This is a genomic window from Roseateles sp. (assembly GCF_052436255.1).
Classification (GTDB): domain Bacteria; phylum Pseudomonadota; class Gammaproteobacteria; order Burkholderiales; family Burkholderiaceae_C; genus Pelomonas.
In genome coordinates, this window is record NZ_JBQVNP010000074.1 from 1 (window position 1) to 25010 (window position 25010).

22 protein-coding genes are annotated in these 25010 nt (G+C 67.1%); 19 read left to right on the forward strand and 3 right to left on the reverse strand.

All coding sequences use genetic code 11. The features are described 5' to 3' along the window. On the reverse strand, window positions 1-3408 hold a 3408-nt coding region (locus ACT6S0_RS16580; protein WP_444764891.1), incomplete at its 3' end, for a beta strand repeat-containing protein. A gap of 407 nt (window positions 3409-3815) precedes the next feature. Further along, window positions 3816-4478 carry a GntR family transcriptional regulator gene (locus ACT6S0_RS16585; protein ID WP_444764892.1) on the reverse strand — a complete coding sequence of 221 codons (663 nt, stop codon included), beginning with the start codon at window positions 4476-4478 and terminating at the stop codon, window positions 3816-3818. Between the two features lie 83 nt (window positions 4479-4561). Between ACT6S0_RS16585 and scpA the strand changes: the two genes are divergently transcribed. The 12 genes from scpA to ACT6S0_RS16645 all read left to right on the forward strand — a co-directional run bounded on the left by scpA (window position 4562) and on the right by ACT6S0_RS16645 (window position 16212). Continuing rightward, window positions 4562-6742: a methylmalonyl-CoA mutase gene (gene scpA, locus ACT6S0_RS16590; RefSeq protein ID WP_444764893.1), complete on the forward strand. Its 2181-nt coding sequence runs from the start codon at window positions 4562-4564 to the stop codon at window positions 6740-6742. Between the two features lie 30 nt (window positions 6743-6772). After that, on the forward strand, window positions 6773-7099 hold the full coding sequence (locus ACT6S0_RS16595; protein WP_444764894.1) for a hypothetical protein: 327 nt from the start codon (window positions 6773-6775) through the stop codon (window positions 7097-7099). Further along, the gene (locus tag ACT6S0_RS16600; protein ID WP_444764895.1) at window positions 7096-7503 is read left to right on the forward strand and encodes a type II toxin-antitoxin system VapC family toxin; all 408 of its coding nucleotides are present in this window, start codon (window positions 7096-7098) and stop codon (window positions 7501-7503) included. Before ACT6S0_RS16595 ends, ACT6S0_RS16600 begins: the two co-directional genes overlap by 4 nt. A gap of 8 nt (window positions 7504-7511) precedes the next feature. After that, window positions 7512-7937, forward strand: a complete 426-nt coding sequence (locus ACT6S0_RS16605; RefSeq protein WP_444764896.1) for a GNAT family N-acetyltransferase — start codon at window positions 7512-7514, stop codon at window positions 7935-7937. Next, entirely contained in the window at window positions 7934-8896 is a 963-nt protein-coding gene (gene meaB, locus ACT6S0_RS16610; RefSeq protein WP_444764897.1) for a methylmalonyl Co-A mutase-associated GTPase MeaB, read from the forward strand. The genes ACT6S0_RS16605 and meaB overlap by 4 nt, the downstream gene beginning before the upstream one ends. Further along, the gene (locus ACT6S0_RS16615; RefSeq protein WP_444764898.1) at window positions 8893-9288 is read left to right on the forward strand and encodes a VOC family protein; all 396 of its coding nucleotides are present in this window, start codon (window positions 8893-8895) and stop codon (window positions 9286-9288) included. Before meaB ends, ACT6S0_RS16615 begins: the two co-directional genes overlap by 4 nt. Window positions 9289-9294: 6 nt before the next feature. Beyond that, window positions 9295-10827 carry an acyl-CoA carboxylase subunit beta gene (locus tag ACT6S0_RS16620; protein WP_444764899.1) on the forward strand — a complete coding sequence of 511 codons (1533 nt, stop codon included), beginning with the start codon at window positions 9295-9297 and terminating at the stop codon, window positions 10825-10827. A gap of 74 nt (window positions 10828-10901) precedes the next feature. Further along, on the forward strand, window positions 10902-11222 hold the full coding sequence (locus tag ACT6S0_RS16625; RefSeq protein WP_444764900.1) for a helix-turn-helix domain-containing protein: 321 nt from the start codon (window positions 10902-10904) through the stop codon (window positions 11220-11222). Then, on the forward strand, window positions 11219-12478 hold the full coding sequence (locus ACT6S0_RS16630) for a type II toxin-antitoxin system HipA family toxin (RefSeq protein WP_444764901.1): 1260 nt from the start codon (window positions 11219-11221) through the stop codon (window positions 12476-12478). Before ACT6S0_RS16625 ends, ACT6S0_RS16630 begins: the two co-directional genes overlap by 4 nt. Window positions 12479-12486: 8 nt before the next feature. Continuing rightward, complete coding sequence (locus tag ACT6S0_RS16635; RefSeq protein ID WP_444764902.1) at window positions 12487-14532, forward strand: acetyl-CoA carboxylase biotin carboxylase subunit; 2046 nt, start codon at window positions 12487-12489, stop codon at window positions 14530-14532. Next, on the forward strand, window positions 14525-15724 hold the full coding sequence (locus ACT6S0_RS16640; protein ID WP_444764903.1) for an FAD-dependent oxidoreductase: 1200 nt from the start codon (window positions 14525-14527) through the stop codon (window positions 15722-15724). The genes ACT6S0_RS16635 and ACT6S0_RS16640 overlap by 8 nt, the downstream gene beginning before the upstream one ends. Window positions 15725-15729: 5 nt before the next feature. Beyond that, a complete protein-coding gene (locus tag ACT6S0_RS16645) occupies window positions 15730-16212 on the forward strand; it encodes a VOC family protein (RefSeq protein ID WP_444764904.1) in 483 nt (160 codons plus the stop codon). Here the strand turns inward: ACT6S0_RS16645 and ACT6S0_RS16650 are convergent. Beyond that, window positions 16192-16500: a YfbK domain-containing protein gene (locus tag ACT6S0_RS16650; protein ID WP_444764905.1), complete on the reverse strand. Its 309-nt coding sequence runs from the start codon at window positions 16498-16500 to the stop codon at window positions 16192-16194. The two genes, ACT6S0_RS16645 and ACT6S0_RS16650, sit on opposite strands and share 21 nt — an antisense overlap. A 225-nt stretch (window positions 16501-16725) precedes the next feature. On the opposite strand from ACT6S0_RS16650, the gene ACT6S0_RS16655 reads away from it, so the two are divergent. From ACT6S0_RS16655 to ACT6S0_RS16685, 7 genes are all read left to right on the forward strand, one after another. Beyond that, window positions 16726-18066, forward strand: coding sequence for a hypothetical protein (locus tag ACT6S0_RS16655; protein ID WP_444764906.1), 1341 nt, complete (start codon window positions 16726-16728; stop codon window positions 18064-18066). 81 nt (window positions 18067-18147) lie between these two features. Continuing rightward, window positions 18148-19041: a LysR family transcriptional regulator gene (locus tag ACT6S0_RS16660; protein WP_444764907.1), complete on the forward strand. Its 894-nt coding sequence runs from the start codon at window positions 18148-18150 to the stop codon at window positions 19039-19041. After that, window positions 19038-20450 (forward strand): 3-isopropylmalate dehydratase large subunit, encoded by a 1413-nt coding sequence (gene leuC, locus ACT6S0_RS16665; protein ID WP_444764908.1) that lies wholly within the window; start codon window positions 19038-19040, stop codon window positions 20448-20450. The genes ACT6S0_RS16660 and leuC overlap by 4 nt, the downstream gene beginning before the upstream one ends. Next, the gene (leuD, locus tag ACT6S0_RS16670) at window positions 20450-21097 is read left to right on the forward strand and encodes a 3-isopropylmalate dehydratase small subunit (RefSeq protein ID WP_444764909.1); all 648 of its coding nucleotides are present in this window, start codon (window positions 20450-20452) and stop codon (window positions 21095-21097) included. Before leuC ends, leuD begins: the two co-directional genes overlap by 1 nt. Window position 21098: 1 nt before the next feature. Then, the gene (gene leuB / locus ACT6S0_RS16675; RefSeq protein WP_444764910.1) at window positions 21099-22193 is read left to right on the forward strand and encodes a 3-isopropylmalate dehydrogenase; all 1095 of its coding nucleotides are present in this window, start codon (window positions 21099-21101) and stop codon (window positions 22191-22193) included. A gap of 87 nt (window positions 22194-22280) precedes the next feature. Beyond that, window positions 22281-23393, forward strand: coding sequence for an aspartate-semialdehyde dehydrogenase (gene asd, locus ACT6S0_RS16680; protein ID WP_444764911.1), 1113 nt, complete (start codon window positions 22281-22283; stop codon window positions 23391-23393). A 286-nt stretch (window positions 23394-23679) separates the two neighbouring features. After that, window positions 23680-25010 (forward strand): type IV pilus assembly protein FimV (locus ACT6S0_RS16685; RefSeq protein ID WP_444764912.1); only part of this gene is annotated, 1331 nt, incomplete at its 3' end.

The following is a 25010-nucleotide window of genomic DNA, read 5'->3' on the forward strand; positions in this document are numbered from 1 at the left end:
CAGCGCGCGCAGCTGGTCGCTGGTCAAGGCGTCGAGCTGGGCCACGGACAGGGCACGGATGGCGGCGGTCGACAGGGCGCGGATGTCGCCGGCTTCGATGGCGGCGAGCTGGTCGGTGGACAGCGACCCGACCTGGGCCGAAGTCAGCACGGCGACTTGGGCCGTGGTCAGGGCCACCATGTCGGCGGCCTCCAGACCCTGGATCTGGCTGGTGCTCAGCGTGGCGATCTGGTTGGTGCCCATGCTGGCCACCGCGTCGCTCGTCAAGCTGCCGATCTGGTCGGAGCTCAGGCCGCGCAGCGCATTGGTCGTGACCGCGCGCAGGTCGGCCGTTTCGAGCCTGGAGAGCTGGTCGGTCGTCAGCGCGCCGACTTGCGTCGAGTTCAGCGCAGCGAACTGCTGCGTGCCCATGGCGTTGAGGTTGTCGGTTGCCAGGTTGCCGACCTGGCTGGCCGTCAGCGCGGCGATCTGGCCGGTAGACAGCTTGTTGAACTGGTCGCTGGTGAAGCTGTTCAGGTCGTCCGTGTTCAGGTTTTGCACCTGAGCCGTGGTCAACGAGTTCATTTGGCTGCTGGTCAAGGCGCGCAGCTGGTCGCTGGTCAGCCCGTCGAGCTGGGCGTTGGACAGGGCGCGCAGGGCGAGCGTGGACAGCGCCCGCATGTCGGCGGCGTCGATGGCGGAGAGCTGGTCGGTGCTCAGGCCCTGGACTTGGGCGGAGGAGAGCACGGCGACCTGGGCGGTGCCGAGGGCGGCCATGTCGGCAGCCTCCAGGCCCTGGATCTGCACGGTGGTCAGCGAGGCAATCTGTGCCGTCGTCAGGCTGCCAACCTCATCGCTCGTCAAGCTGTTGACCTGGTCGCTGGACAGACCGCGCAGTGCGGTCGTCGTGACCGCGCGCAGGTCGGCCGTCTCCAGTTTGGAGAGCTGGTCGGTCGTCAATGCGCCGAGCTGGGTGGACGTCATCACCGCGAACTGGGCCGAGCCCATCGCGTTGAGGTTGTCGGTCGCGAGGTTGCCGAGCTGGTTGGCGGTCAGCGCCTGGACCTGGGCCGTGGCCAGGCGGGCGAACTGGTCGCTCGTCAGCACGTTCAGGTCGTCAGTGTTGAGATTGGTGATCTGTGCCGTCGTCAGCGAGTTGACCTGGGCGGTGCTGAGCGCACGCAACTGGTCGCTGGTGAGCCCGTCGAGCTGAGCGTTGGACAGGGAACGCAGGGCAAGCGTCGACAGCGAGCGCATGTCGGCCGCATCGATAGCGCTGAGTTGATCGGTCGACAGGCCTTGCATCTGGGCGGACGTCAGCACGGCCACCTGTCCCGAAGTCATGGCCGTCATGTCGACGGCGTCCATGCCCCCGATCTGGACGCTGGTCAGGCCGGCGATCTGAGCGGTGCTCATGCTGGCGACCTGGTCGCTGCCCAGGCTCTGCACCTGGTCGCTGGACAGGCCGCGCAGGGCGGTCGTCGTCACTGCGCGCAGGTCGGCCGTCTCCAGCGTGGACAGCTGGTCGGTGGTCAGCGCGCCGAACTGGGCCGACGTCAGCACTGCGAACTGGGCCGAGCCCATCGCGTTGAGGTTGTCGCTGGCGAGGTTGCCAAGCTGGCTGGCGCTCAGCGCCTGAACCTGGGCGGTGGCCAGGCGGGCGAACTGCTCGCTCGTCAGGCTGTTCAGATCGTCGGTGTTCAGGTTTTGCAGCTGGGCCGTCGTCAGCGAATTGACCTGGGCCGTCGTCAGGGCGCGTAGCTGGTCGGACGTGAGGCCGTCGAGCTGGGCATTGGACAGGGAACGCAGCGCGATCGTCGACAGCGACCGCATGTCTCCCGTCTCGATGGCGGAGAGCTGGTCGGTCGACAAGCCTTGCATCTGGACGGAGGACAGCACGGCGACCTGGGCGGTGCTCAGTGCCGCCATGTCAGCGGCTTCCAGGCCTTGCACCTGCACGCTGGTCAGCGACGCGATCTGGCCGGTGCTCAGGGCGGCGACTTCATCGCTGGTCAGGCTGTTGATCTGGTCGGAGCTGAGGCCGCGCAAGGCGGTGGTCGTGACGGCGCGCAGGTCGGCCGTCTCCAGCTTGGACAGCTGGTCCGTCGTCAGCGCGGCAAGCTGGGCCGAGCTCAGCGCAGCGAATTGCTGCGTGCCCAGCGCGTTGAGGGTGTCAGTCGCCAGGTTGCCGAGCTGGTTGGCGGTCAACGCGGCGACCTGAACGGTGGTCAGCTTGTTGAGCTGGTCGCTCGTCAGGCTGCCCAGGTCGTCGGTGTTCAGGTTGCTGATCTGGCCCGTCGTCAGCGCCGTGATCTGGCCGCTGGTCAGTGCGCGCAGTTGATCGGACGTCAAACCGTCGAGCTGGGCATTGGACAGGGCGCGTAGCGCCAGTGTCGACAGCGCCCGCATGTCGGCCGCGTCGATGGCGGCAAGCTGGTCGGTGCTGAGGGCCTGGGCCTGGGCGGACGACAGCACGGCGACCTGCGCGGTGCCCAGGGCGGCCATGTCGTCGGCTTCCAGGCCTTGGACCTGGACCGTCGAAAGCGCGGCGATCTGGCCCGTGGTCAGGCTGCTGACGGCGTCGCTGGTCAGGCCTTGCACCTGGTCGCTGGACAGGCCGCGCAGCGCGGCGGTCGAGACCGCGCGCAGGTCGGCCGTCTCCAGTCTGGACAGCTGGTCGGTCGTCAATGCGCCGAGCTGGCCGGAGTTCAGCACGCTGAACTGCGCCGTGCCCAGGGAATTCAGGTTGTCGGTGGCCAGGTTGGCGAGCTGCTCGCTCGTCAGCGCAGCGACCTGGCCGGTGGACAGTCGGTTGAACTGGTCGCTCGTGAAGCTGTTCAGGTCGTCGGTATTCAGGCTGCGAACCTGGGCGGTCGTCAGCGAATTGACCTGCGCGGTCGTCAGCGCGCGCAGCTGATCACTGGTCAGGCCGTCAAGCTGGGTGCTGGTCAGCGCGCGCAGGGCGCCGGTACTCAGGAAGCGCAGGTCGCCGGTTTCAATGGCGGCCAACTGGTCGGTCGACAGACTGAAGGCCTGGGCCGTCGTCAGGGCGGCGACCTGGCCGGTCGTCAGCGCGGCGATGTCGTCCGCCTCGAAGCCCGTGATCTGGCCGGTCGTCAGCGCGGCGATCTGGCCGGTCGTCATCGCCTGCAACTGGTCGGACGTGATGGCGCCGATCTGGTCCGAATCGAAGCCGCGCAGGGAGGTTGTCGTTATCGCGCGGAAGTCTTCCGTTTGGAAGGCGCGAATCTGATCGCTGGTCAGCACTGACAGGCCGGTGGATGAAATGGCCGCCATCTGCGCTGTGGTCAGCGCAATGAGCTGATCCGTGCTGAACGCCGCCCAATCCTCCGTCGTGAAATTCCTGATGTTCTGGGTCGTGAGCCCAGGAATGTTTGCGACGGAGATATAGGGGACGATGGTCGCCATGGCTTTTCACCTGCTGTTGTGCTGATTGGCTGCTGACTCGGATCAGTCAGCAGCCGCGCGTCGAATCAAACCTGCGCCCGACGCGGCGCTTTTTCTTGTTGTCCGGCAGAACCACGCGTAGCGCGGTCATGCGGGGGCTGACTCCAAACCACAGCCTTGCCGGCAGGCAGACATGTAACTCGAAGTTTTTTGAGCTTCAGTCGGTTATCGGGACAGTCGCGCCTGACTTAAGGGCAAAAAGCTCTTGTCGGGCTCGATTGGTGCGAAATTGGGCATTCCGGCCGGGTCCAGGACACCTAGACGGGGGCTGGTTTACCCACTGATGAGCATGCTAGTGAGGCTCGCACCGTTTCACGCCGCGATAAGGGCGCGCTTTCGGTGGCAGTTCACGGCCGACTGAATTGCTTTCAGGAAGCCGTCTGAGTGGCGCTCAAGCCGTTACAAAAATGGGCTGTGACAAGTTGCCGGCAGGCCTGCGCATCCCGCGAAAGCAGCGCCTTGACGATGGCGCGGTGTTCGTCCAGCGACTCCGCCAGTCGTCCCTCCCGGAACAGCGAATGGTGGCGGTTGAGCTTCATCAGCCGGCGCAGGTCGCCCACGATTTGCTGCCGCCAGCGGTTGCCGTCAATCTCCAGCACCCGCATGTGAAAGCGCTCATTGGCAGCGAAGAAGGCGTCTCGATCAGGCAAAGCGTCTTCAAGAGCTCGGTGCAGTTGGCCGAGTTCCTGCAACTCCTTGTCTGACGCCCGGTCCGCAACCTCGGCAGCGGCGTCACTTTCCAGCAGCGACAGCAGTTGATAGGCCTCCCGCACATCCCGCTCGCTCATCTCGGTCACGTAGGCGCCCCGGCGCAGCTTCATCGTCACCAGGCCTTCGGCGGCCAGTACCTTGAGGGCCTCGCGCATCGGCGTGCGGCTGATGCCCAGCTCCGCGCAGAGCCTCAGTTCGTCGATCCACGCCCCCGGCTCCAGCTCGCGCGCCAGAATCTGCTGGCGCAACCGGTCGGCCACCTGCTCGTACAAAGCGCAGGAGACAAGCGGGGCGTGATCGAGCGAACCGGCTGGGGACATGGCGGCCGAGTGTATTGGAATCTGAATTCATAATTATGAATAACGCGTCAGCTAAGATGTCGCCCCAGTTACAGGAGAGTTCGATGTCGGATGCCAGCCAGGACGCCAGCAGCAGGGGGAGCGCCCCGGAGTTCAAGACTGCCACGCTGGAGCATTGGACCCAGGCCGCCGCCAAGTCTGCCCCTGGGGGCGACTTGAGCGCGCTGAACTGGGTCACGCCCGAGGGCCTGACGGTCAAGCCGCTCTACACCGCGGCCGATACCGTAGATCTGCCACATGCCGACACGTTGCCCGGCTTCGAGCCCTTTCTGCGCGGCCCACAGGCGACCATGTACGCCGCCCGGCCTTGGACCATCCGCCAGTACGCCGGCTTCTCGACCGCCGAGGAGAGCAACGCCTTCTATAAAAAGGCGCTCGCCGCTGGCGGCCAGGGCGTGTCGGTCGCCTTCGACCTGGCTACCCATCGGGGCTACGACAGCGACCATCCGCGCGTGACCGGCGACGTCGGCAAGGCCGGCGTGGCCATCGACTCGGTCGAGGACATGAAGATCCTGTTCGACGGCATCCCGCTGGACAAGGTGAGCGTGTCCATGACGATGAACGGCGCCGTGCTGCCGGTGCTGGCGGGCTACATCGTGGCGGCGGAAGAGCAAGGCGTGTCGCAGGACAAGCTGGCCGGGACCATCCAGAACGACATCCTCAAGGAGTTCATGGTCCGCAACACCTATATCTACCCGCCCGAGCCGTCGATGCGCATCGTCGGCGACATCATCGAATACACGGCGCGGGCTTGCCCCAAGTTCAATTCCATCAGCATCTCCGGCTATCACATGCAGGAGGCCGGCGCGACGCAGGCGCTGGAACTGGCCTTCACGCTGGCCGATGGCCAGGAATACGTGAAGACGGCACTGGCCAAAGGTTTGAGCGTGGATGACTTCGCGCCGCGGCTGTCGTTCTTCTGGGCCATCGGGATGAACTTCTATCTCGAGATCGCCAAGATGCGTGCCGCCCGGCTGCTGTGGTGCCGGATCATGAAGGGCTTCGGCGCCACGTCGCCCAAGAGCCTGATGCTGCGCACCCACTGCCAGACCTCGGGCTGGAGCCTGACAGCGCAGGACCCGTACAACAATGTCGTGCGCACCACCATCGAGGCCATGGCCGCCGTCTTCGGCGGCACGCAGAGCCTGCACACCAACTCGCTGGACGAAGCCATCGCGCTGCCCACCGAGTTCAGCGCCCGCATCGCGCGCAACACCCAGCTCATCATCCAGGAAGAGACCCACATCACCAGCGTCGTCGACCCCTGGGCCGGCAGCTACATGATGGAAAAGCTCACCCAGGACATGGCCGACAAGGCCTGGGCCATCATCGAGGAGGTCAACGCCCAGGGCGGCATGATCAAGGCGGTGGATTCGGGCTGGGCCAAGCTGAAGATCGAGGCGAGTGCTGCCGAGAAGCAGGCGCGCATCGACTCCGGCCAGGACGTCATCGTCGGCGTCAACAAGTACAAGCTGGCCAAGGAAGACCCCATCGACATCCTCGACGTCGACAACGTCAAGGTGCGCGACGGTCAGATCGAGCGGCTGAAGAAGATCAAGGCCGCGCGTGATGCCGCCGCCGTGCAGGCCGCGCTGGCCTCGCTCACGCAGGCGGCCGAGACCGGTGAAGGCAACCTGCTGGATCTCGCCATCAAGGCGGTCCGGCTGCGCGCGACGGTGGGCGAGGTGTCCGACGCGCTCGAAGCCGTCTTCGGCCGCCACCGCGCCGACACCCACAAGGTCAGCGGCGTCTATGCGGCGGCCTACGACTCAGCCGAGGGTTGGGCCAAGCTACAAGCGGAGATCGCCGCCTTCGGGGACGAACAAGGCCGCCGCCCGCGCGTGATGATCGCCAAGCTCGGCCAGGACGGCCACGACCGCGGCGCCAAGGTCGTCGCGACCGCGTTTGCCGACCTCGGCTTCGACGTCGACATCGGCCCGCTGTTCCAGACCCCCGAGGAATGCGCCCGCCAGGCCATCGAGAACGACGTGCATGCGGTGGGCATCTCGACGCTGGCCGCAGGACACAAGATCCTGGTGCCGGCCATCATTGCCGAGCTGCAGCGCCAGGGTGCCGACGACGTCATCGTCTTCGTCGGCGGCGTGATTCCGGCGCAGGACTACGAGATGCTGTACGCGTCCGGCGTCAAGGGCATCTATGGCCCGGGCACGCCCATCCCGGCCAGCGCCAAGGACGTGCTCGAACAAATCAAGCGCGCTTTGTGATACGGTAATACGGTATTTCAGGAGCCCGACATGGCCGTATCTGTCCGCATGGACCCGTTGATGGAGAAGGAACTCGAACTCGCCGCCAAGCGCAAGGGCGTGACCAAGTCGCAGTTCATCATCGAGGCGGTGGAGCGCGCGCTTGGGCGCAAGGATCCCGCCGCGCTCTATCAGCAGGTGATGGAGAACGCTGCGCCTTACGCCGCCGCCTGCAATGCATCACCCGAGCTTGAACGGCCGCTGCGCGCCAAGCTGCAAGCCAAGCAGGCCGCTGCAAGCGCGGACTGGCTGGCCTACCAGCAAGCCAAGCAGCGTGGCGAACCTTGGCCGCCCACCACCGAGGAACCGGCCGCGTGAATGCCGCCCTCATCGACGCCGGCCCGCTGATCGCCCTGTTCGACCCGGCCAGCGTGGCGCACCAGCACTACGCGCAACTGCTGCCGCGTGGCTGGATGCTGACGACGACCTGGCCCTGCATCGTCGAAGCCAGCCACTTCCTGAAGCCGCCGGCCACGCAGCGCTTGCTGAGCTGGGTTGCCGCGGGCGCCGTTGCCGTGTTCCCGTTCGACCAATCCCAACTGCCCGACATCGCCGAACTGATGGCCAAGTACACCGAATGGCCGCGCACCGAGATGGACTTCGCCGACGCCACGCTGGTGTGGCTGGCATCTGAGGCCGGCATGACGCAGGTGATGACGATGGACGTGCGCGACTTCTCCCGCTACCGCCTGGCCGACGGCCGGGCGTTCGAGATCCTGTGAGCGGGGCAATGAAGATCTCACTGGAGCCCGTCCAAACCGACGATTTCGAGGCCATGCTGGCGCTGCGCACCGAGGCGTTGCGCGAGAGCCTGGCAAGGCTTGGGCGCTTCAATCCGGAAGTGGCACGGGCGCGGCTGAAGAGCCAGTTTCAGCCCGAGTGGATGCAGCACCTCGTGGTTGACGGCGAACGCATCGGCTACTTCACCGTCGAGCCGCGCGAGGGCGAATTGCGCCTGCATCACCTTTACCTGCGCCCCCAGGCGCAAGGACGGGGCATCGGCGCCTGGGTGCTCAGTCAGATCAAATCGCAAGGCCTGCCGATCACGCTGGCCGCGCTGCGCGAAAGCCGCGCCAACGACTTCTACCTTCGCCATGGCTTCAAGGTCGTCGCGGCGCAGGACTTCGACATCGAATACCGCTGGGAGGCCGCTTGAGCCTCGCAGGCCCGTTGCAGGCCGGCGACCGCCGCGCGCTCGCCAAGGCCATCACGCTGATCGAGTCCACCCGGGCCGACCACCGCGAGCAGGCCGACTCACTGCTGACCGAGCTGATGCCGGCCACGGGCGGCGCCTTACGCCTGGGCATTTCCGGCGTGCCGGGCGTCGGCAAGAGCACCTTCATCGAGGCGTTTGGCCTCTTCCTGCTGGAGCGCGGCCACCGCGTCGCGGTGCTGACGGTGGACCCGTCCAGCAGCGTGTCCGGCGGCGCCATCCTCGGCGACAAGACGCGCATGGAGAAGCTCTCCATGGACCAGCGCGCCTTCGTCCGCCCCAGCCCCAGCAGCGGCACGCTGGGCGGCGTGGCCGAGAAGACGCGCGAGGCCATGCTGCTGTGCGAGGCGGCGGGCTATGACGTCGTCATCGTCGAGACCGTCGGCGTGGGCCAGAGCGAGACGGCTGTGGCCGGCATGACCGACCTTTACTTGCTGCTGCAGTTGCCCAATGCGGGCGACGACCTGCAGGCGATCAAGAAGGGCGTCATGGAGCTGGCCGACCTCGTCGTCATCAACAAGGCCGACCTGGACGATGTGGCCGCCACGCGCGCCCAGGCCCAGATCACGTCGGCGCTGCGGCTGCTGCCTACGCATGCCCATGCGACGCAGCGCGTGATGAAGGTCAGCGCCCTGAAGTCCGACGGCATCGCGCCGGTGTGGAACGCGCTGACGGCATTGCGCAGCGAGCGCGAGGCCAGTGGCGCCTGGACGGCCAAGCGCCGCGAGCAGTCGCTGGCGTGGATGTGGGAGCGCATCCAGTCGGGTTTGAAGCAGGCTTTTCTGGCGCACCCGGGGTTGAAGAGCCATCTCGATGCGGCAACCGCATCAGTTCGCGATGGGCATACGCCGGCATCCACCGCCGCGCGCCAGCTACTCGCTTTTTTTCGGAGTCCAACATGATCACCGGCCTGCACCACATCAACCTGCGCGCACCGGCTGAGCTGCTCGCTGCGCTGCGCGACTTCTACCGCGACGTGCTCGGCCTGGAGCAAGGGCCGCGGCCGGACTTCGATAGCGCCGGCTACTGGCTCTACGCCGGGGGCCACCCGGTGGTCCACCTGTCCACGCAGCGACCCAGCGAAGCGGTGCGCGGACCGGTCAACCCCGCGGCGCCAACGACCTACGACCACACCGCGTTCTTCGGCACCGACCCGGTGGCCACCGCGGCGCACCTGCGCGCATTGGGTGTGGCTTTCCACGAGTCACGCTCCGCCGTCACCGGCCAGCACCAGTTCTTCTTCCAAGACCCCGCCGGCAACGGCGTGGAGATCAATTTCCCGTTCGAGGGTTGAACCGACATGCAAGACATCCTGCAAGCACTCGAAGCCAAGCGCGCCCGCGCGCGGCTCGGCGGTGGCGACAAGCGCATCGCGGCCCAGCACGCCAAGGGCAAGCTGACCGCGCGCGAACGGCTGGAGCTGCTGTTCGACGAAGGCAGCTTCGAGGAATGGGACATGTTCGTCGAGCACCGCTGCGTGGATTTCGGCATGCAGGACAACAAGATTCCCGGCGACGGCGTCGTCACCGGCTACGGCATGATCAACGGCCGCCTGGCCTTCGCCTTCAGCCAGGACTTCACCGTCTTCGGCGGCGCGCTCAGCGAAGCGCATGCCGAGAAGATCTGCAAGGTGATGGACCAGGCCATGAAGGTGGGCGCACCGGTCATCGGCCTGAACGATTCGGGCGGCGCGCGCATCCAGGAAGGCGTCGCCTCGCTGGGCGGTTATGCCGACGTCTTCCAGCGCAATGTGCTGGCCTCCGGCGTCGTGCCGCAGATCAGCATGATCATGGGCCCCTGCGCCGGTGGCGCGGTGTATTCGCCGGCGATGACGGACTTCATCTTCATGGTGAAGGACAGCTCATACATGTTCGTCACCGGCCCCGAGGTGGTGAAGACGGTGACGCACGAGGAAGTGACGGCCGAGGAACTGGGCGGCGCGACGACGCACAACAGCCGCAGCGGCGTGGCGGACCTGTCGTTCGAGAACGACGTCGAGGCGCTGCTGATGCTGCGCCGCTTCTTCAACTACCTGCCGCTGTCCAACCGCGAGAAGGCGCCTTGCCGCCCCAGCGGCGATCCGGCCACGCGCCTGGACTATTCGCTGGACACGCTGGTGCCCGAGAACCCGAACAAGCCCTATGACATCAAGGAGCTGATCCTCAAGGTCGTCGACGACGGCGACTTCTTCGAGCTGCAGCCCGACTACGCCAGGAACATCGTCACCGGCTTTGCGCGCATGGAAGGCCAGACCGTGGGCATCGTCGCCAACCAGCCGCTGGTGCTGGCCGGCTGCCTGGACATCAAGAGCAGCATCAAGGCCGCGCGCTTCGTGCGCTTCTGCGACGCCTTCAACATCCCCGTGGTCACCTTCGTCGACGTACCCGGCTTCATGCCCGGCACCTCGCAGGAGTACGGCGGCATCATCAAGCACGGCGCCAAGCTGCTCTACGCCTACGCCGAATGCACGGTGCCCAAGATCACCGTCATCACGCGCAAGGCCTACGGCGGCGCCTATGACGTGATGGCCTCCAAACACCTGCGCGGCGACGTCAACTTCGCCTGGCCCAATGCCGAGATCGCCGTGATGGGCGCCAAGGGCGCGGTGGAGATCATCTTTCGCGAGGACAAGAAGGACCCGGCCAAGCTGGCCGAGCGCGAGGCGGAATACAAGGCCCGGTTCGCCAACCCGTTTGTCGCCGGCGCGCGTGGCTTTATCGACGACGTGATCCAGCCGCACGAGACGCGCAAGCGCATCTGCCGCTCGCTCTCCATGCTCAAGGACAAGAAGCTCGAGAACCCGTGGCGCAAGCACGGAAACATTCCGCTCTGACTTGTTCGTCAACAGCTCTATTTTGAGCGATTGAGTGCGAAAATTTCCTATAAAAGCTCACTGAAGAACATTTTGTGATCGATCTGCTGCCCGCTTCCGCTGTCTGTGCCCAACTGGGCCGCCGCCTGCGTGCGCTGCGCCTGCTGCGCAACTTCGGCCAGGCCGAGTTGGCGGCGCGTGCGGGTTGCTCGCTGTCTGCCGTGCGGCGGCTGGAGGCGCACGGGCAGGGCAGCCTGGAGCTGGTGGTGCGTGTGGCCCAGGCCCTGCAAGCTTCGCAAGGGCTGGACGCTCTGTTCGACCTCCCGGCGTTGACCAGCATTGCGCAGGCCGAAGCGCTGGCCAGCGGCCCCTCGCGCCGCCGCGCCAGCCGTCGCCCAGCAGGAGCGGTCCGGTGACGCTCGCCAAGCTGCGCGTCGTCGATCTCGGCTGGGGCGAGCGTCTGCCGCTCGGCACCTTGGCCGATGCCGGCGGGCGGCTGCTGTTCGAGTTCTCTCCCGAGGCCATCTCGCGTGGTGTCGAGGCCTCACCCCTGCGCGCAATGCTGCCACGCGCCGGCGCTCGACCCGTGGCCGTGACCGGCCCTGCGCACAGCCACGGCCTGCCCGGCTTCATCGCCGATGCGCTGCCCGACGGCTGGGGCTTGCTGCTGATGGACCGCGCGTTGCGCCGCCGTGGGCAGGACCCGCGCACCGTCTCCGTGCTGGACCGGCTGGCGATGGTGGGCGACCGCGCGCCGGGCGCACTGGCCTTCGAGCCGGCTGACGACGCCGGCACCGACAACTGGCCCGCGCTGACGCTGGAGCAACTCGCGCTCGACACGGCCGCCGTGCTGGCCGACGAAGGCCTGAGCAGCCCTGAGCAGCAATTGCAGCGCCTGTTCCGCCTCGGTGGCTCGGCGCAAGGTGCTCGGCCCAAGGCCCTGCTGCGCTGGCGCAACCGGCAATGGTGGGCCGACGGCCCCGGCGCCGACGGTGAACCCATCCTCGTCAAGTTTCCGGCGCAGGGCGAGCATGCCGAGGTTTGCGCCATCGAGCAGTGCTATGCCGACCTCGCGCGCCGTGGCGGCATCACCATGCCCGACACCGCCCGCCTTGCGCTGCCCAAGCCGCATGCCGCGTTCGGTGCGCGCCGCTTCGACCGCGTGGCCACGCCGGCCGGCGAGCAGCGCGTGCCCTTGCTGAGCCTGGCCGGCCTGCTCGATGCCGACTTCCGCCTGCCGTCGCTGGACTACGCGACCTTGCTGCTGGCCACGCAGCGCCTGACCGGCGACTACCGCGAGGTGCTGAAGGCCTTCGAGCGCTGCGTCTTCAATGTGCTGTCGCACAACCGTGACGACCATGCAAAGAACTTCGCTTTCACGCGCGACGCGGCCGGGCAGTGGCGCTTGTCCCCGGCGTTCGACCTGACCTTCTCGTTCGGCCCGGGCGGCGAACACACGACCTCTGTTGCGGGAGAGGGCCGAGCGCCTTCTCGGGCCGACTTGCTCCGCGCAGCGGCGCAGGGCGGCGTCAAGCCGGTCGATGCGCGCCGCCTGATCGACCACTGGCGCGAGCAGTTCCAGGCGTTGCCGGCCCTGCTGGCCGATGCGCCCGTTCGTTCTGCCACGCGGCGCGAGCTGCTCGACAAACTTCCACGAATTGCTGCTGAGTGAGACAACTCATGTTCAAGAAGATCCTGATTGCCAACCGTGGCGAGATCGCATGCCGGGTGATTGCGACGGCCAAGAAGATGGGCATCGCCACCGTTGCCGTCCACTCCGAGGCCGACAAGGATGCTCGCCATGTCGAGCTGGCCGACGAGGCCGTGCTGCTCGGCCCCGCGCCGTCGCGCGAGAGCTATCTCGTCGCCGACAAGATCATTGCCGCTGCCAAGAGCACCGGCGCCCAGGCCATCCACCCCGGCTATGGCTTCCTCAGCGAGAACGAAGGGTTCGCCCGTCGTGTGGAAGAGGAGGGCCTGGTCTTCATCGGCCCCAAGCACGCCAGCATCGCTGCGATGGGCGACAAGATCGCGTCCAAGAAGCTGGCAACGGCGGCCGGCGTCAACACCATCCCAGGCCACAACGAGCCCATCCTGTCGGCCGAAGAGGCCGTGGGCATCGCCGCGCGCATCGGCTACCCGGTCATGATCAAGGCCAGCGCAGGTGGCGGCGGCAAGGGCTTGCGCGTGGCCTTCAACGACAAGGAGGCGTTCGAGGGCTTCACGTCCTGCCGCAACGAGGCGCGCAACAGCTTTGGCGACGACCGCGTCTTCATCGAGAAGTTCGTCGAGGAGCCGCGCCATATCGAGATCCAGGTGCTGGGCGACGCGCAGGGCAGCGTCGTCTACCTCTGGGAGCGCGAGTGCTCCATCCAGCGCCGCCACCAGAAGGTCATCGAGGAGGCGCCGTCGCCCTTCATCAGCGAGGCCACGCGCCGCGCGATGGGCGAGCAGGCCGTGGCGCTGGCCAAGGCCGTCAACTACCAGAGCGCCGGCACGGTCGAGTTCGTCGTCGGCAAGGACCAGGGCTTCTACTTCCTGGAGATGAACACGCGGCTGCAGGTGGAGCACCCGGTCACCGAGTGCATCACGGGGCTGGACCTCGTCGAGCAGATGATCCGCGTCGCGGCCGGCGAGGCGCTGTCCTTCGGTCAGGCCGACATCCAGCGTGACGGCTGGGCGATTGAATGCCGCATCAACGCGGAGGACCCCTTCCGCAACTTCCTCCCGTCCACCGGCCGACTGGTGCGCTACCAGCCGCCTGAAGTCAGCATGGTGCAGGCCGAGCCGGCCCGCTTCGGCGTGCGCGTGGACACCGGCGTCTACGAGGGCGGCGAGATCCCGATGTTCTACGACTCGATGATCGCCAAGCTCATCGTGCATGGAAGGGATCGCGCCGACGCCATCGCCAAGATGCGCGAGGCGCTGAACGGCTTCGTCATCCGCGGTGTATCCAGCAACATCCCTTTCCAGGCGGCGCTGCTCGGCCATGCCGACTTCGCCAGCGGCAACTTCAACACCGGCTTCATCGCCCAGCACTACGCCAGCGGCTTCAGGGCCGAGGACGTGCCGCATGACGATCCGCTCTTTCTCGTCGCACTGGCCGGCTTCATCCGCCGCAAGGCGCGCGAGCGCGAGGCCGGCATCAGCGGCCAGCTGCGCGGCCATGAGGTGCAGATCGAGCATGACTACGTCGCGGTGGTCAACCAGGGCGGTGGCCGCAGCGAGCGCCACCCGCTGCACATCAGCGAGTTCGCCGGCGCCCTGGGCGAGGCGCGCGTGCAGGTGGGCGACAAAGACTACCGGATCGTGTCGAACTCGCGCCTGAACGATGTTCGCATCGCCGGCACCGTCAACGGCCTGGCCTTCACGGCCCAGGCCGAGCGCGGCACTGTCAAGAACCCGCTGGCCTATCGCATCCATCACGGCGGCCGCTCCATCGAGCTGACCGTGCTCAGCCCCCGTGCGGCCGAGCTGCAGGCGCTGATGCCCTACAAGGCGCCGCCCGACACGTCCAAGCTGCTGCTGTCGCCCATGCCCGGGTTGCTTGTGCATCTCGGCGCCGAGGTCGGGCAGGCCGCGCAGGCCGGTGAGCGTCTGGCGGTCATCGAGGCGATGAAGATGGAGAACATCCTCACCGCCTCGCAGGACGTCACGGTCGCCGAGGTATTGGCCAAGCCCGGCGAAAGCCTGTCGGTGGACCAGCCCATCCTGCGCTTTGCCTGAAGCGACGGTTGCCATCGTCGGCGCCGGCGTCGCTGGCGCTGCGGCGGCCATCCGGCTGGCCGAGCGCGGCGTTCAGGTCGACTTGTACGAGGCCGTGCCCGAGCCGCGCCCTATCGGCGCCGGCCTGCTGCTGCAACCGACAGGCCAGCGTGTGCTGGCGGCCATGGGCTTGCTGGACGAAGCGCTGGCGTTGGGCACGCGCGTTGATCGCCTGTTCGGCGACACGCCTTCCGGGCGCGCGGTGCTGGACATGAGCTACCGGCGTTTTCACCCGGAGGCTTACGGCCTGGGCATCCAGCGCGGCGCGCTGATGGGTCTGCTGTGGAAGCGCCTGCGCGAACTCGGCGTCCGCTGGCACTGCGGCGTCGCGGTCGAGGGTTTCGAGCCTGACGAGGCGGGCGTGACGCTGCGCCTGCCCGGCGGCGGCGCTGCCCGGCATGCCGCACTGATCCTGGCCAACGGCAGCTTCTCCAGGTTGCGCGAAGGCATGAAGGTTCGCCAGCGCGCGCAGGCCTTCCCCTGGGGCGCCGTCTGGACGGTGCTGCCGGCTCCACCGGGCTTTCCGCAAATCGAGTTGCGCCAGCGCTTTCAGTCAGCTGCCAAGATGATCGGCTTGATGCCTGTCGGCAAGGTCCGCCATGACGACGCTGAACACGGCATCAACCTGTTCTGGAGCCTGCCCGTGGCCGATCTCGACGGCTGGCATGAGCGCATCGGCCTGAGCCGCCTCAAGCAGCAGATGGCCGATCTCTTCCCCGACGTCGCGCCGCTGCTCGCCGGCCTGCACGAGGCGGCCCAGTTGCGCGAGGCCCGCTATGCCGATGTCTGGATGTCGCGCTGGCATGACGGCCGCGTGCTCGCCATCGGCGACTGCGCCCACGGCATGAGCCCGCAGCTCGGGCAGGGTGCCAACATGGCGTTGATCGACGCGCATGAACTTGCGGCTGAGGTGGGCGGCGACTGGCCGCGCGTCTTCGAGCGCTACAGCCGGCGCCGCCGCGCGCATTTGCGCTTCTACGGCCAGGCCAGCAAGGGGCTGACGCCGATGTTCCAGTCCCACGCCGTCGTCGCGCCCTGGCTGCGCGACCGCTTCTTCGGCTGGGGTGGGCGCCTGCCCTATATCCATCAACAATCCATCGCCACGCTGGCCGGCGTCAAGACCGGCTGGCTCTGGGGGCGGCTCAAACTCTGAATGCCATGACCACATCGACTCGCCCTTTCAAGATCCTCGGCCTGCAGCAGATCGCCATCGGCGGCCTGGACAAGGGCAAGCTGCGCCACCTGTGGGTCGACCTGCTCGGCGTGCCGGTGACCGGCAGCTTCAAGAGCGAGCGCGAGAACGTCGACGAGGACATCTGCACGCTGGGGCAGGGCGCGCACGCGGTGGAGGTGGACCTGATGCAGCCGCTGGACCCAGACAAGAAGCCGGCCGTGCATGCCACGCCGCTCAACCATATCGGCCTGTGGGTGGACAACCTGCCCGTGGCCGTGCAGTGGCTGGAGGCGCAAGGCCTGCGCTTTGCGCCGGGCGGCATCCGCGCAGGCGCGGCTGGCCATGACATCTGCTTCGTGCATCCCAAGGGCAACGAGCAGTTCCCGTTCGGCGGCGAGGGCGTGCTGATCGAGTTGGTGCAGGCGCCGCCGGACGTGGTCAAGGCGCTAGCGCTTCAGTCCAGCTGACAGCTCGATGAGCCGCTCGAGCTCGGCGCGGTGGCCATAGCGGTCCGCGCCGCGCGCGTCGCGGGCCAGGGCGGCGATCTGCGCGGGCCCGTAGTCGCCGATCTGCGTGCCGCCGCGCAGCCACTGGCCCCAGGCCGCCACGGCGATGGCAAAGCGCAGGTCGGCGTCGGCCTTGTCCAGGTCCGGCCAGGCGCTTGTCTTGGAGATCGGCACCTCGACCAGCTTGCTGTCCGCCTGGCCCGGCGGCTTGTAGCGCAGCTTCGGCCAGGCCAGTTCTTGGGCGGTCAACCAGCGGCTTGATCTGCGGCGAAGCGCGGCTTCCCGAATCGCTGCTTCTGCAAAGCCGTACCGGCCCGTAACCTGCCTGCAGCAAAACTTGCGCGTGCCGCGCTGGGCTGACCGGCCCGTGGCACACCGGGAGGCGAGGGGGCCACAAGCCATTTCGCGAGTTCGGTCGCAAGGCTTTGCTCAGCACGGGCCAGAATGCGCGGCTTCTCGCTGCCGCTGCCGCCGATGCGCTTCCTACCCGCCCTGATCGCCCTGCTGCTGCCCACGCTCGCGCAGGCCTGGGGCAACCACACGCCGATGTGCTACCGCGCCTTCGAGCGCATGCCTGAGGTCGCCAACGCGGCGCCTGTGAAGGCCGAGCCCCTCGTCGATTTCCTGCGCGCGCAGGAAGCGGCCATTGCTGCCCGGCTGGATGGCCAGGAAGCCCTGCTGCGCGAGCGCCTGAAGGGGCATGCGCCACGGCCCGAGGCGTTGCGCTTTGTGGCCGATGCCAAGCGCAGCGATGACGAACGGCGCGCAGCCTTCCTGCGCGCACTGCGCCTGTCGCCCCAGGCCCGGCTGGCGCTCTATCTGCAGATCGACCCGCGCAACCCCGACACCAGCCGACCCGCACTGGATGTCGGCGTGGTCAGTGCAGCCACCCCGGGCAAGGGCGCGACCCAGCGCTTCGTGGCGCTGCAGCCCGGCGAGACGGTCGCGCCACTGGCCGTGCTGGCGTCCGCCTGCGACGAGCCCGACTACGGCCACGACCTCAATCTGTTTGACGACAACCCAGGCAGCCCTGCCGACCCCGCCTACGGTTTCGGCAAGCAGCCCTTCGGCAACGCGGCCGTCGCGATCGGCTCGCAGGCGCCTTTCCACATGGGCTTCTTCCATCAGGGCGCCATCTTCAACACGCTGGCGCCGAGCTTTGCACGCACCTTCACCGAGCTGCGCGTGCAGCAGTACAGCGCCCTTGCCGCGTTGGCCTGGCAGACGGGCCACGGCTACTGGGGCTGGCGCTTTGCGGGCATGGCGCTGCACCATATCGAAGACCTGACCCAGCCCTACCACGCCAGCGCGGCGCCGGGCGCGACGCTGGGCCACATGATGTGGGTCAACCTGAAGGCCCAGCTCGGCGCGCCAGCCGACCGGCAAGGCCTGGTTGTGCTGCAGAGCAACCGCCATTTCGTGCTGGAGCAGTTCCAGACGCGCTGGATCATCGAGAACGCCCAGCAGCGCCGCGATGGCCCGCTGGAACTGGCCTTGCGCGACACGACTCGCGACGCGGGCTACCCGGCCTGGGGCTTCAACTACGTGCGCGAGGTCGTCGCGGCCGAGGCCTTCAAGGCGGGGCCGGCGACGGATGCGGCCGTCGTCGTCGGCGCGCCTGCGAAATTTGTCACCGACCCCAACCTGGATTTCGCCGCCAACGAGGCCCGGTTCGGTCCCGAACTTGCGCGCGGCATGCAGGATCAGCGCGAAGCCCTGCAACGCGCCATCGCCGAGCTACTGGGCCGCTTCGGCGCGCACAGCCGCAATGCACTGCGCGGCATGTTGAAAGACGCGTCTCAGCCCCGTCGTTGAAATTCGTCGTTTGCGAAGTCGGCGTCGCTTTTTGGCGCAGAATCGCCTTCCTCGCGAAGGCTATGCTGGAGTCAAACGATCATGCGCCACGACCTCACCACCCTCAACCTCGTGCTGGCGATCGAGCAAACGCGCTCGATCACGCGCGGTGCCGCTCAGGAACACCTGGCGCTGGCGGCCGCCAGCACGCGCCTTTCGGACCTGGAAAGCCGGGTGGGCGTGCAGCTCTTCGAGCGACGCGCCCGCGGTGTCGAGCCGACCGAGGCCGGGCGGGCGCTGGTGCGCCACATCCGTTCGCTGCACGCCTCCCTCTACGCCCTCGAAACCGAGGTCATGGAGTTCTCGCGCGGCATCAAGGGCCATCTGCGGATTGCGTCCAACACCAGCGCGATCGCCGAATGCCTGCCACCCTATCTGGTGGAGTTCTCGCAAGCGCATGCGCAGATTCGCATCAGCCTTGAAGACCTGACCAGTGCCGAAGTCCAGGCGGCAGTGGCCGAAGGGCGTGCAGACGTCGGCGTCTTCGCCGGCCCCGTGCTGGACAACCGCGTGCAGACCTGGACTTTCGCGACCGGGCGCCTGGCGGCCCTGGTGCCGTTGAAGCACCCGCTGGCCAACAAGGAGGCTGTCGCGTTCGAGGACCTGATGGCCTACGACCTCATCGGCCTGCATGCCGGTGCCAGCGCCCAGGAGTTGATGCGCGAGCAGGCCGCCGTATTGGGCAAGACCCTGAACGCGCGCTGGCAGGTGCGCGGCTTCGACGGCATCGCCCAACTGGTCGAGTCCGGCCTGGGCGTGGCGGTGCTGCCTGAGCAACCGGCCGAGCGCTTCACTCGCGTCTTCGGCGTGCGCTGTCTGCGACTTGAAGAGCCGTGGGCCGAGCGCGACTATTACCTGGGTGTGCTGCGTCAACAGCGCTTGCCCACCGTGGTGCAACGCTTCGTGGACACTTTGATTCCTCGAGAGAAGCAATGACTTCAAGAACCCTCTACGACAAGCTCTGGGACGAGCATGTCGTGCACTCCGAGCCCGACGGCACGGCCCTGCTCTACATCGACCGCCACCTCGTCCATGAGGTGACCAGCCCGCAGGCCTTCGAAGGCCTGGACCTGGCGGGCCGCAAGATCTGGCGCCTCAGCGCGAACCTGGCCGTCAGTGACCACAACGTGCCGACGACCGACCGCTCGCAAGGCATCGCCGACCCCATCTCCAAACTGCAGGTCGACACGCTGGACGCCAACTGCGACCGCTTGGGGCTTACGCAGTTCAAGATGAACGACAAGCGCCAGGGCATCGTGCACGTCATCGGCCCGGAGCAGGGCGCCACGCTGCCCGGCATGACGGTCGTCTGCGGCGACAGCCACACGTCCACACACGGCGCCTTCGGCGCACTGGCGCATGGCATCGGTACCAGCGAGGTCGAGCATGTGCTGGCCACGCAGACGTTGTCGGCCAAGAAGGCCAAGAACCTGCTCGTCAAGGTCGAAGGCCAATGCGCCAAGGGCGTCGGCGCCAAGGACATCGTGCTGGCCATCATCGGCAAGATCGGCACCGCGGGCGGCAATGGCTACACCATCGAGTTCGCCGGCTCTGCCATCCGCGCGCTGAGCATGGAAGGTCGCATGACCGTCTGCAACATGGCCATCGAAGCTGGTGCGCGCGCCGGCCTCATTGCCGTGGACGACACGACGATCAACTACGTCAGGGGCCGTCCGTTCTCGCCGAACGGCGTGGAGTGGGACCAGGCCGTCGCCTACTGGCGCACGCTGCATTCCGATCCCGGCGCGCATTTCGACAAGGTCGTCGAGCTGGACGCCGCATTTATCCGCCCGCAAGTCAGCTGGGGCACCTCGCCCGAGATGGTGCTGTCCATTGACGACCGCGTGCCCGACCCGGACAAGGAGAAGGACGCTGTCAAGCGCGGCGCCATCGAGCGCGCGCTGACCTATATGGCGCTGGAGCCCAACAAGGCCATCAGCGACATCCATGTCGACAAGGTCTTCATCGGCTCCTGCACCAACAGCCGCATCGAGGACATGCGCGAGGCCGCGGCGGTCGTGCGCCGTGTCGGTGGTCGCCTCGCCAAGAACATCAAGCTGGCGCTGGTGGTGCCGGGCTCGGGCCTCGTCAAGGCGCAGGCCGAAGCCGAAGGGCTGGACCAGGTCTTCAAGGCCGCCGGCTTCGAGTGGCGCGAGCCGGGCTGTTCCATGTGCCTGGCGATGAATGCCGACCGGCTGGAGCCGGGCGAGCGTTGCGCGTCGACGAGCAACCGCAACTTCGAAGGCCGCCAGGGCGCGGGTGGGCGCACCCACCTCGTCAGCCCCGCGATGGCCGCCGCTGCCGCGATGGCGGGTCATTTTGTCGACGTGAGGACGCTTTCCTGATGGACAAGTTCACCATCCACAAAGGGCTGGTCGCGCCGATGGACCGCGACAACGTCGACACCGACGCGATCATTCCCAAGCAGTTCCTGAAGTCGATCAAGCGCAGCGGCTTCGGCCCAAACCTCTTTGATGAGTGGCGCTACCTGGACCATGGCGAGCCCGGCCAGGACCCGGCCAGCCGCAAACCCAATCCCGACTTCGTGCTGAACCAGCCGCGCTATCAGGGTGCCAGCGTGCTGATCGCGCGCAGCAACTTCGGCTGCGGCTCCAGCCGCGAGCACGCGCCCTGGGCGCTGCAGCAGTACGGCTTCCGCGCCATTCTGGCGCCCAGCTTCGCCGACATCTTCTTCAACAACTGCTTCAAGAACGGCTTGCTGCCCATCGTCATGCCGGCATCGGCCATGAACCAGCTGTTCGACGAGGTCAAAGCCTTTCCGGGCTACCTGTTGGTCGTCGACTTGCCGCGCCAGGTCGTCGTCAAGCCCGACGGTGCGGAACTGCCCTTCGACATCGAGCCCTTCCGCAAGGAGTGCCTGATCGGCGGCCTCGACGAGATCGGCCTGACGCTGCAGCACACCGACAAGATCCGCGCCTACGAGGCTGCACGCATTGCGGCCAAGCCCTGGCTCAACAACCGAGTGATTTGAGATGAAGAAGATTGCAGTCCTGCCGGGCGACGGCATCGGCCCGGAAATCATGGCCGAGGCCGTCAAGGTCTTGAACGTGCTTGACCTGCCACTGCAGCTCGACTGGGCCGACGTCGGCGGCCAGGCCTACGAGACCAGCGGCCACCCGTTGCCCCCCGCCACGCTGAAGCTGGCGCAGGAAGCCGACGCCGTGCTCTTCGGCGCCGTGGGCGACTGGAAGTACGACAAGCTGGAGCGCTCGCTGCGCCCCGAGCAGGCCATCCTCGGCCTGCGCAAGGCCCTGGGCCTGTTTGCCAACTTCCGCCCGGCCATCTGCTACGAGCAGCTCACGCATGCCTCGTCGCTGAAGCCAGAGCTAGTGGCTGGCCTGGACATCCTCCTCATCCGCGAGCTGACCGGCGACATCTATTTCGGCCAGCCGCGCGGCCGCCGCACGGCCGTGGACGGCCCTTTCCCCGGTGCTGACGAAGCCTTCGACACGATGCGCTATGCGCGCCCCGAGATCGAGCGCATCGCCCACGTCGCCTTCCAGGCCGCCCGCTTACGGTCCAAGCGCCTCACAAGCGTCGACAAGGCCAACGTGTTGGAGACCTCGCAGTTCTGGAAGGACATCGTCATCGAAGTCCACGCCCAGTACCCCGACGTGGAGCTGGATCACATGTACGTGGACAACGCCGCCATGCAGCTGGTCAAGGCGCCGAAGAAGTTCGACGTCGTCGTGACCGGCAATATGTTCGGCGACATCCTGTCCGACGAAGCCGCGATGCTGACGGGCTCCATCGGCATGCTGCCGTCCGCCTCGTTGGACGCCAACAACAAGGGCCTCTACGAGCCGTCTCATGGCAGTGCCCCGGACATCGCCGGCACGGGCATCGCCAACCCGCTGGCTACAATCCTGTCCGCTGCCATGATGCTCAAGTTCTCCCTCAATCAAGCCGACGCTGCCGCTCGTATCGAGCAGGCCGTGCAGTCGGTGCTGGCCCAGGGCTTGCGCACCGCCGATATCTGGTCCGAAGGCACCTCGAAGGTTTCCACCGTCGAGATGGGCGACGCCGTCGTCAAGGCCATTACGACCACGAAAACCATCAAGAGCTAAAGCTCCGTCTCGTCTCGCCCCTCCAAACCCGGCGAACGAGCCGGGGCCCGAAGTGGATGGGGTTTGGGGAACGACAAAGGAATGATGATGACGACTTTGGTAGGCCTTGTCGGCTGGCGTGGAATGGTCGGCTCCGTGCTGATGGAGCGCATGACCGCCGAGCGCGATTTCGACCTGATCGAGCCGCTGTTCTTCTCGACCTCCAACGCCGGCGGTGCCGCCCCGGCCCAGGCCAGGAACGAGAAGTCGCTGCAGAACGCATTCGACATCGAGCAGCTCAAGCGCTGCGACATCGTCATCACCGCCCAGGGCGGCGACTACACCTCCGAGGTGTACCCCAAGCTGCGCGCTGCGGGCTGGACGGGCCATTGGATCGACGCCGCGTCCACGCTGCGGATGGCAGACGACGCCGTCATCATCCTGGACCCCGTCAACCGCCCCGTCATCGACCAGGCGCTCAGCAACGGCGGCAAGAACTGGATCGGCGGTAACTGCACCGTCAGCTGCATGCTGATGGGTGTGGGTGCGCTGTACAAGGCCGGCCTCGTCGAGTGGATGTCCACCCAGACCTACCAGGCTGCATCCGGTGGCGGCGCCCAGCACATGCGCGAACTGCTGACGCAGTACGGCACACTGAACGCAGCCGTCAAGCCGCTGCTGGACGATCCCAAGAGCGCCATCCTCGAGATCGACCGCCAGGTCATCGCCAGGCAGCGCTCGCTGAGCGTCGACGAGACCGCCAACTTCGGCGTGCCCCTGGGCGGCTCGCTGATCCCCTGGATCGACAAGGACCTGGGCAACGGCCAATCCAAGGAAGAGTGGAAGGGCATGGCCGAGACCAACAAGATCCTCGGTTCGGCCTCCATCCCCGTCGACGGCTTCTGCGTGCGTGTGGGCGCCATGCGCTGCCACAGCCAGGCCCTGACCTTCAAGCTCAAGAAGGACGTGCCCCTGGCCGACATCGAGGCCATGATCGCCGCCGACAACGCCTGGGTGAAGGTGGTGCCGAACACGCGTGAGGCCACCATCCGCGACCTGACCCCGGTGGCGGTGACCGGCACGATGACCATCCCCGTCGGCCGCCTGCGCAAGCTGGCCATGGGCCCCGAGTACCTCGGCGCCTTCACCATCGGCGACCAATTGCTGTGGGGCGCGGCCGAGCCGCTGCGCCGCATGCTGCGCATCCTGCTGGAGCGTTAATTTCGCTTACGGTCTTTTACGGTTTGACCTAGGGTTCACCCGGGCGTCGATATTGGAACGAAGCGACACATCAGGTACCCCTTGAGCATTTCAGCGTATATGCTTGATACCGTTGTGTTTTTGATTCCAGACTCGACACAGGCTATGACGTGCAAACCAGCGTGCAGACCCGGTTCATGCAGCGCGTGCTGAAGATCGAGACAGGCGGGGCGCTATGCCCCGCCTTTTTGCTTTGGGGAATGCCTTGAAAGACCACATCCGCGACGCATTCGGGGGACTTCGACCCATGGGCTTTGCTCGTCACCACCTCGCGCTCGCCGCCTTGTTCGTCATCAGCGGGAGTGCCCAGGCACTTGGGCTGGGGCGGTTGAATGTCCAATCCTCGCTCGGCGAGACAATGCGCGCCGAGATCGACGTCACCAGCCTGACGCCGGAGGAAGCCGCCATGCTGAAGGTGCGTGTCGCCCCGCCCGAGTCCTACCGTTCGTCCGGCGTCGAGTACAACCCGGTGCTGACCTCGGCCCAGGTTCAGGTCGTGCGCGCCAACGGCCGTACGGTGCTGCGCGTCAGCAGCGACCGTTCCGTGCAGGAGCCCTTCGTCGATGTCATCCTTGAGGTGACTTGGGCCAGTGGCCGCCTGGTGCGCGAATACACCCTGCTGTTCGACCCGCCCAGCCTGCCCAAGCCCGCGCCCGTCATCACGGCAGCGCCGGCCATCGCTGCAGCGCCGGCGCCAGCTGCACCAGTATCCAGTGAGGCCGTACCCGCGCCGGCGCCTGCCGTGACAGCGGCGCTGCCGCGCAACGGCGCCGCAGCGCCGCCCGTGGCAGCGGCGCGCACACCAGCACCCGTGCCCTCGGCGGTGCGTCAATCCGCTGCTGCGGCCTCCGAGTATTCGGTGCGCCCGGGCGACTCTCTGTCCAGGATCGCCGCGCGGACCCAGGCCGGCGGCATCTCGCTGGACCAGATGCTGGTAGGACTGTTCCGCAACAACCCGGATGCCTTCATTGGCGGCAACATGAACCGGCTCAAGGCCGGTTCGGTGCTGCAGGTGCCGGGCGGCGACGTGTTGGCGTCGGTCTCGAACAGCGAGGCGCGTCAGCTCATCCTGGCGCAGAGCGCCGATTTCGCGGCCTACCGCCAGCGCCTCGCTTCGGCGGCGCCGACCCTGCAGACCAACGAGAGCGAGCGCCAGTCCAAGGGTCAGGTGCAGGCCGCTGTCGAAGACCGCAAGCCCGCCGCCGCCCCGACGCCCGACAAGCTGACGCTGAGCAAGGCCGGGTCGCCCGCAGCGAGCGTGGCGGAGGCCAGGCTCTCCAAGGACGCAGAGAAGAAGGACGCCGCTGCACGTGTTGCCGAACTGACGCGCAATGTTGAAGAGCTCAAGAAGCTGTCCAGCGCGGCTCGGCCCGCAGCGACCGTGGCATCCGCAGCGCCTGCGACCGCAGCGCCAAGCTTGCCTGCCGTCGTCGCAGCCGTCGACGCCGCATCGGCGGCTGCCTCCGTCCCGGATCCTGTCGTGGCTGCCGCAAGCGCCGCGCCCACCAGACCTGCCGCTCGCGCCAGCGCGCCGCTCGCCCCGCCGCCGGCCGCCGAGCCGCCCGGCTTCATCGAGAA

Excerpts from the sequence above, each read along its gene's own strand:
- ACT6S0_RS16645 (WP_444764904.1), top strand. The coding sequence starts at position 15,730 with ATGACCACATCGACTCGCCCTTTCAAGATCCTCGGCCTGCAGCAGATC.
- scpA (WP_444764893.1), top strand. The coding sequence starts at position 4,562 with ATGTCGGATGCCAGCCAGGACGCCAGCAGCAGGGGGAGCGCCCCGGAG.
- ACT6S0_RS16615 (WP_444764898.1), top strand. The coding sequence starts at position 8,893 with ATGATCACCGGCCTGCACCACATCAACCTGCGCGCACCGGCTGAGCTG.
- ACT6S0_RS16585 (WP_444764892.1), bottom strand. The coding sequence starts at position 4,478 with ATGTCCCCAGCCGGTTCGCTCGATCACGCCCCGCTTGTCTCCTGCGCT.
- ACT6S0_RS16635 (WP_444764902.1), top strand. The coding sequence starts at position 12,487 with ATGTTCAAGAAGATCCTGATTGCCAACCGTGGCGAGATCGCATGCCGG.
- ACT6S0_RS16595 (WP_444764894.1), top strand. The coding sequence starts at position 6,773 with ATGGCCGTATCTGTCCGCATGGACCCGTTGATGGAGAAGGAACTCGAA.
- ACT6S0_RS16620 (WP_444764899.1), top strand. The coding sequence starts at position 9,295 with ATGCAAGACATCCTGCAAGCACTCGAAGCCAAGCGCGCCCGCGCGCGG.
- leuD (WP_444764909.1), top strand. The coding sequence starts at position 20,450 with ATGGACAAGTTCACCATCCACAAAGGGCTGGTCGCGCCGATGGACCGC.
- leuB (WP_444764910.1), top strand. The coding sequence starts at position 21,099 with ATGAAGAAGATTGCAGTCCTGCCGGGCGACGGCATCGGCCCGGAAATC.
- ACT6S0_RS16655 (WP_444764906.1), top strand. The coding sequence starts at position 16,726 with ATGCGCTTCCTACCCGCCCTGATCGCCCTGCTGCTGCCCACGCTCGCG.
- asd (WP_444764911.1), top strand. The coding sequence starts at position 22,281 with ATGACGACTTTGGTAGGCCTTGTCGGCTGGCGTGGAATGGTCGGCTCC.
- ACT6S0_RS16605 (WP_444764896.1), top strand. The coding sequence starts at position 7,512 with ATGAAGATCTCACTGGAGCCCGTCCAAACCGACGATTTCGAGGCCATG.
- leuC (WP_444764908.1), top strand. The coding sequence starts at position 19,038 with ATGACTTCAAGAACCCTCTACGACAAGCTCTGGGACGAGCATGTCGTG.
- ACT6S0_RS16660 (WP_444764907.1), top strand. The coding sequence starts at position 18,148 with ATGCGCCACGACCTCACCACCCTCAACCTCGTGCTGGCGATCGAGCAA.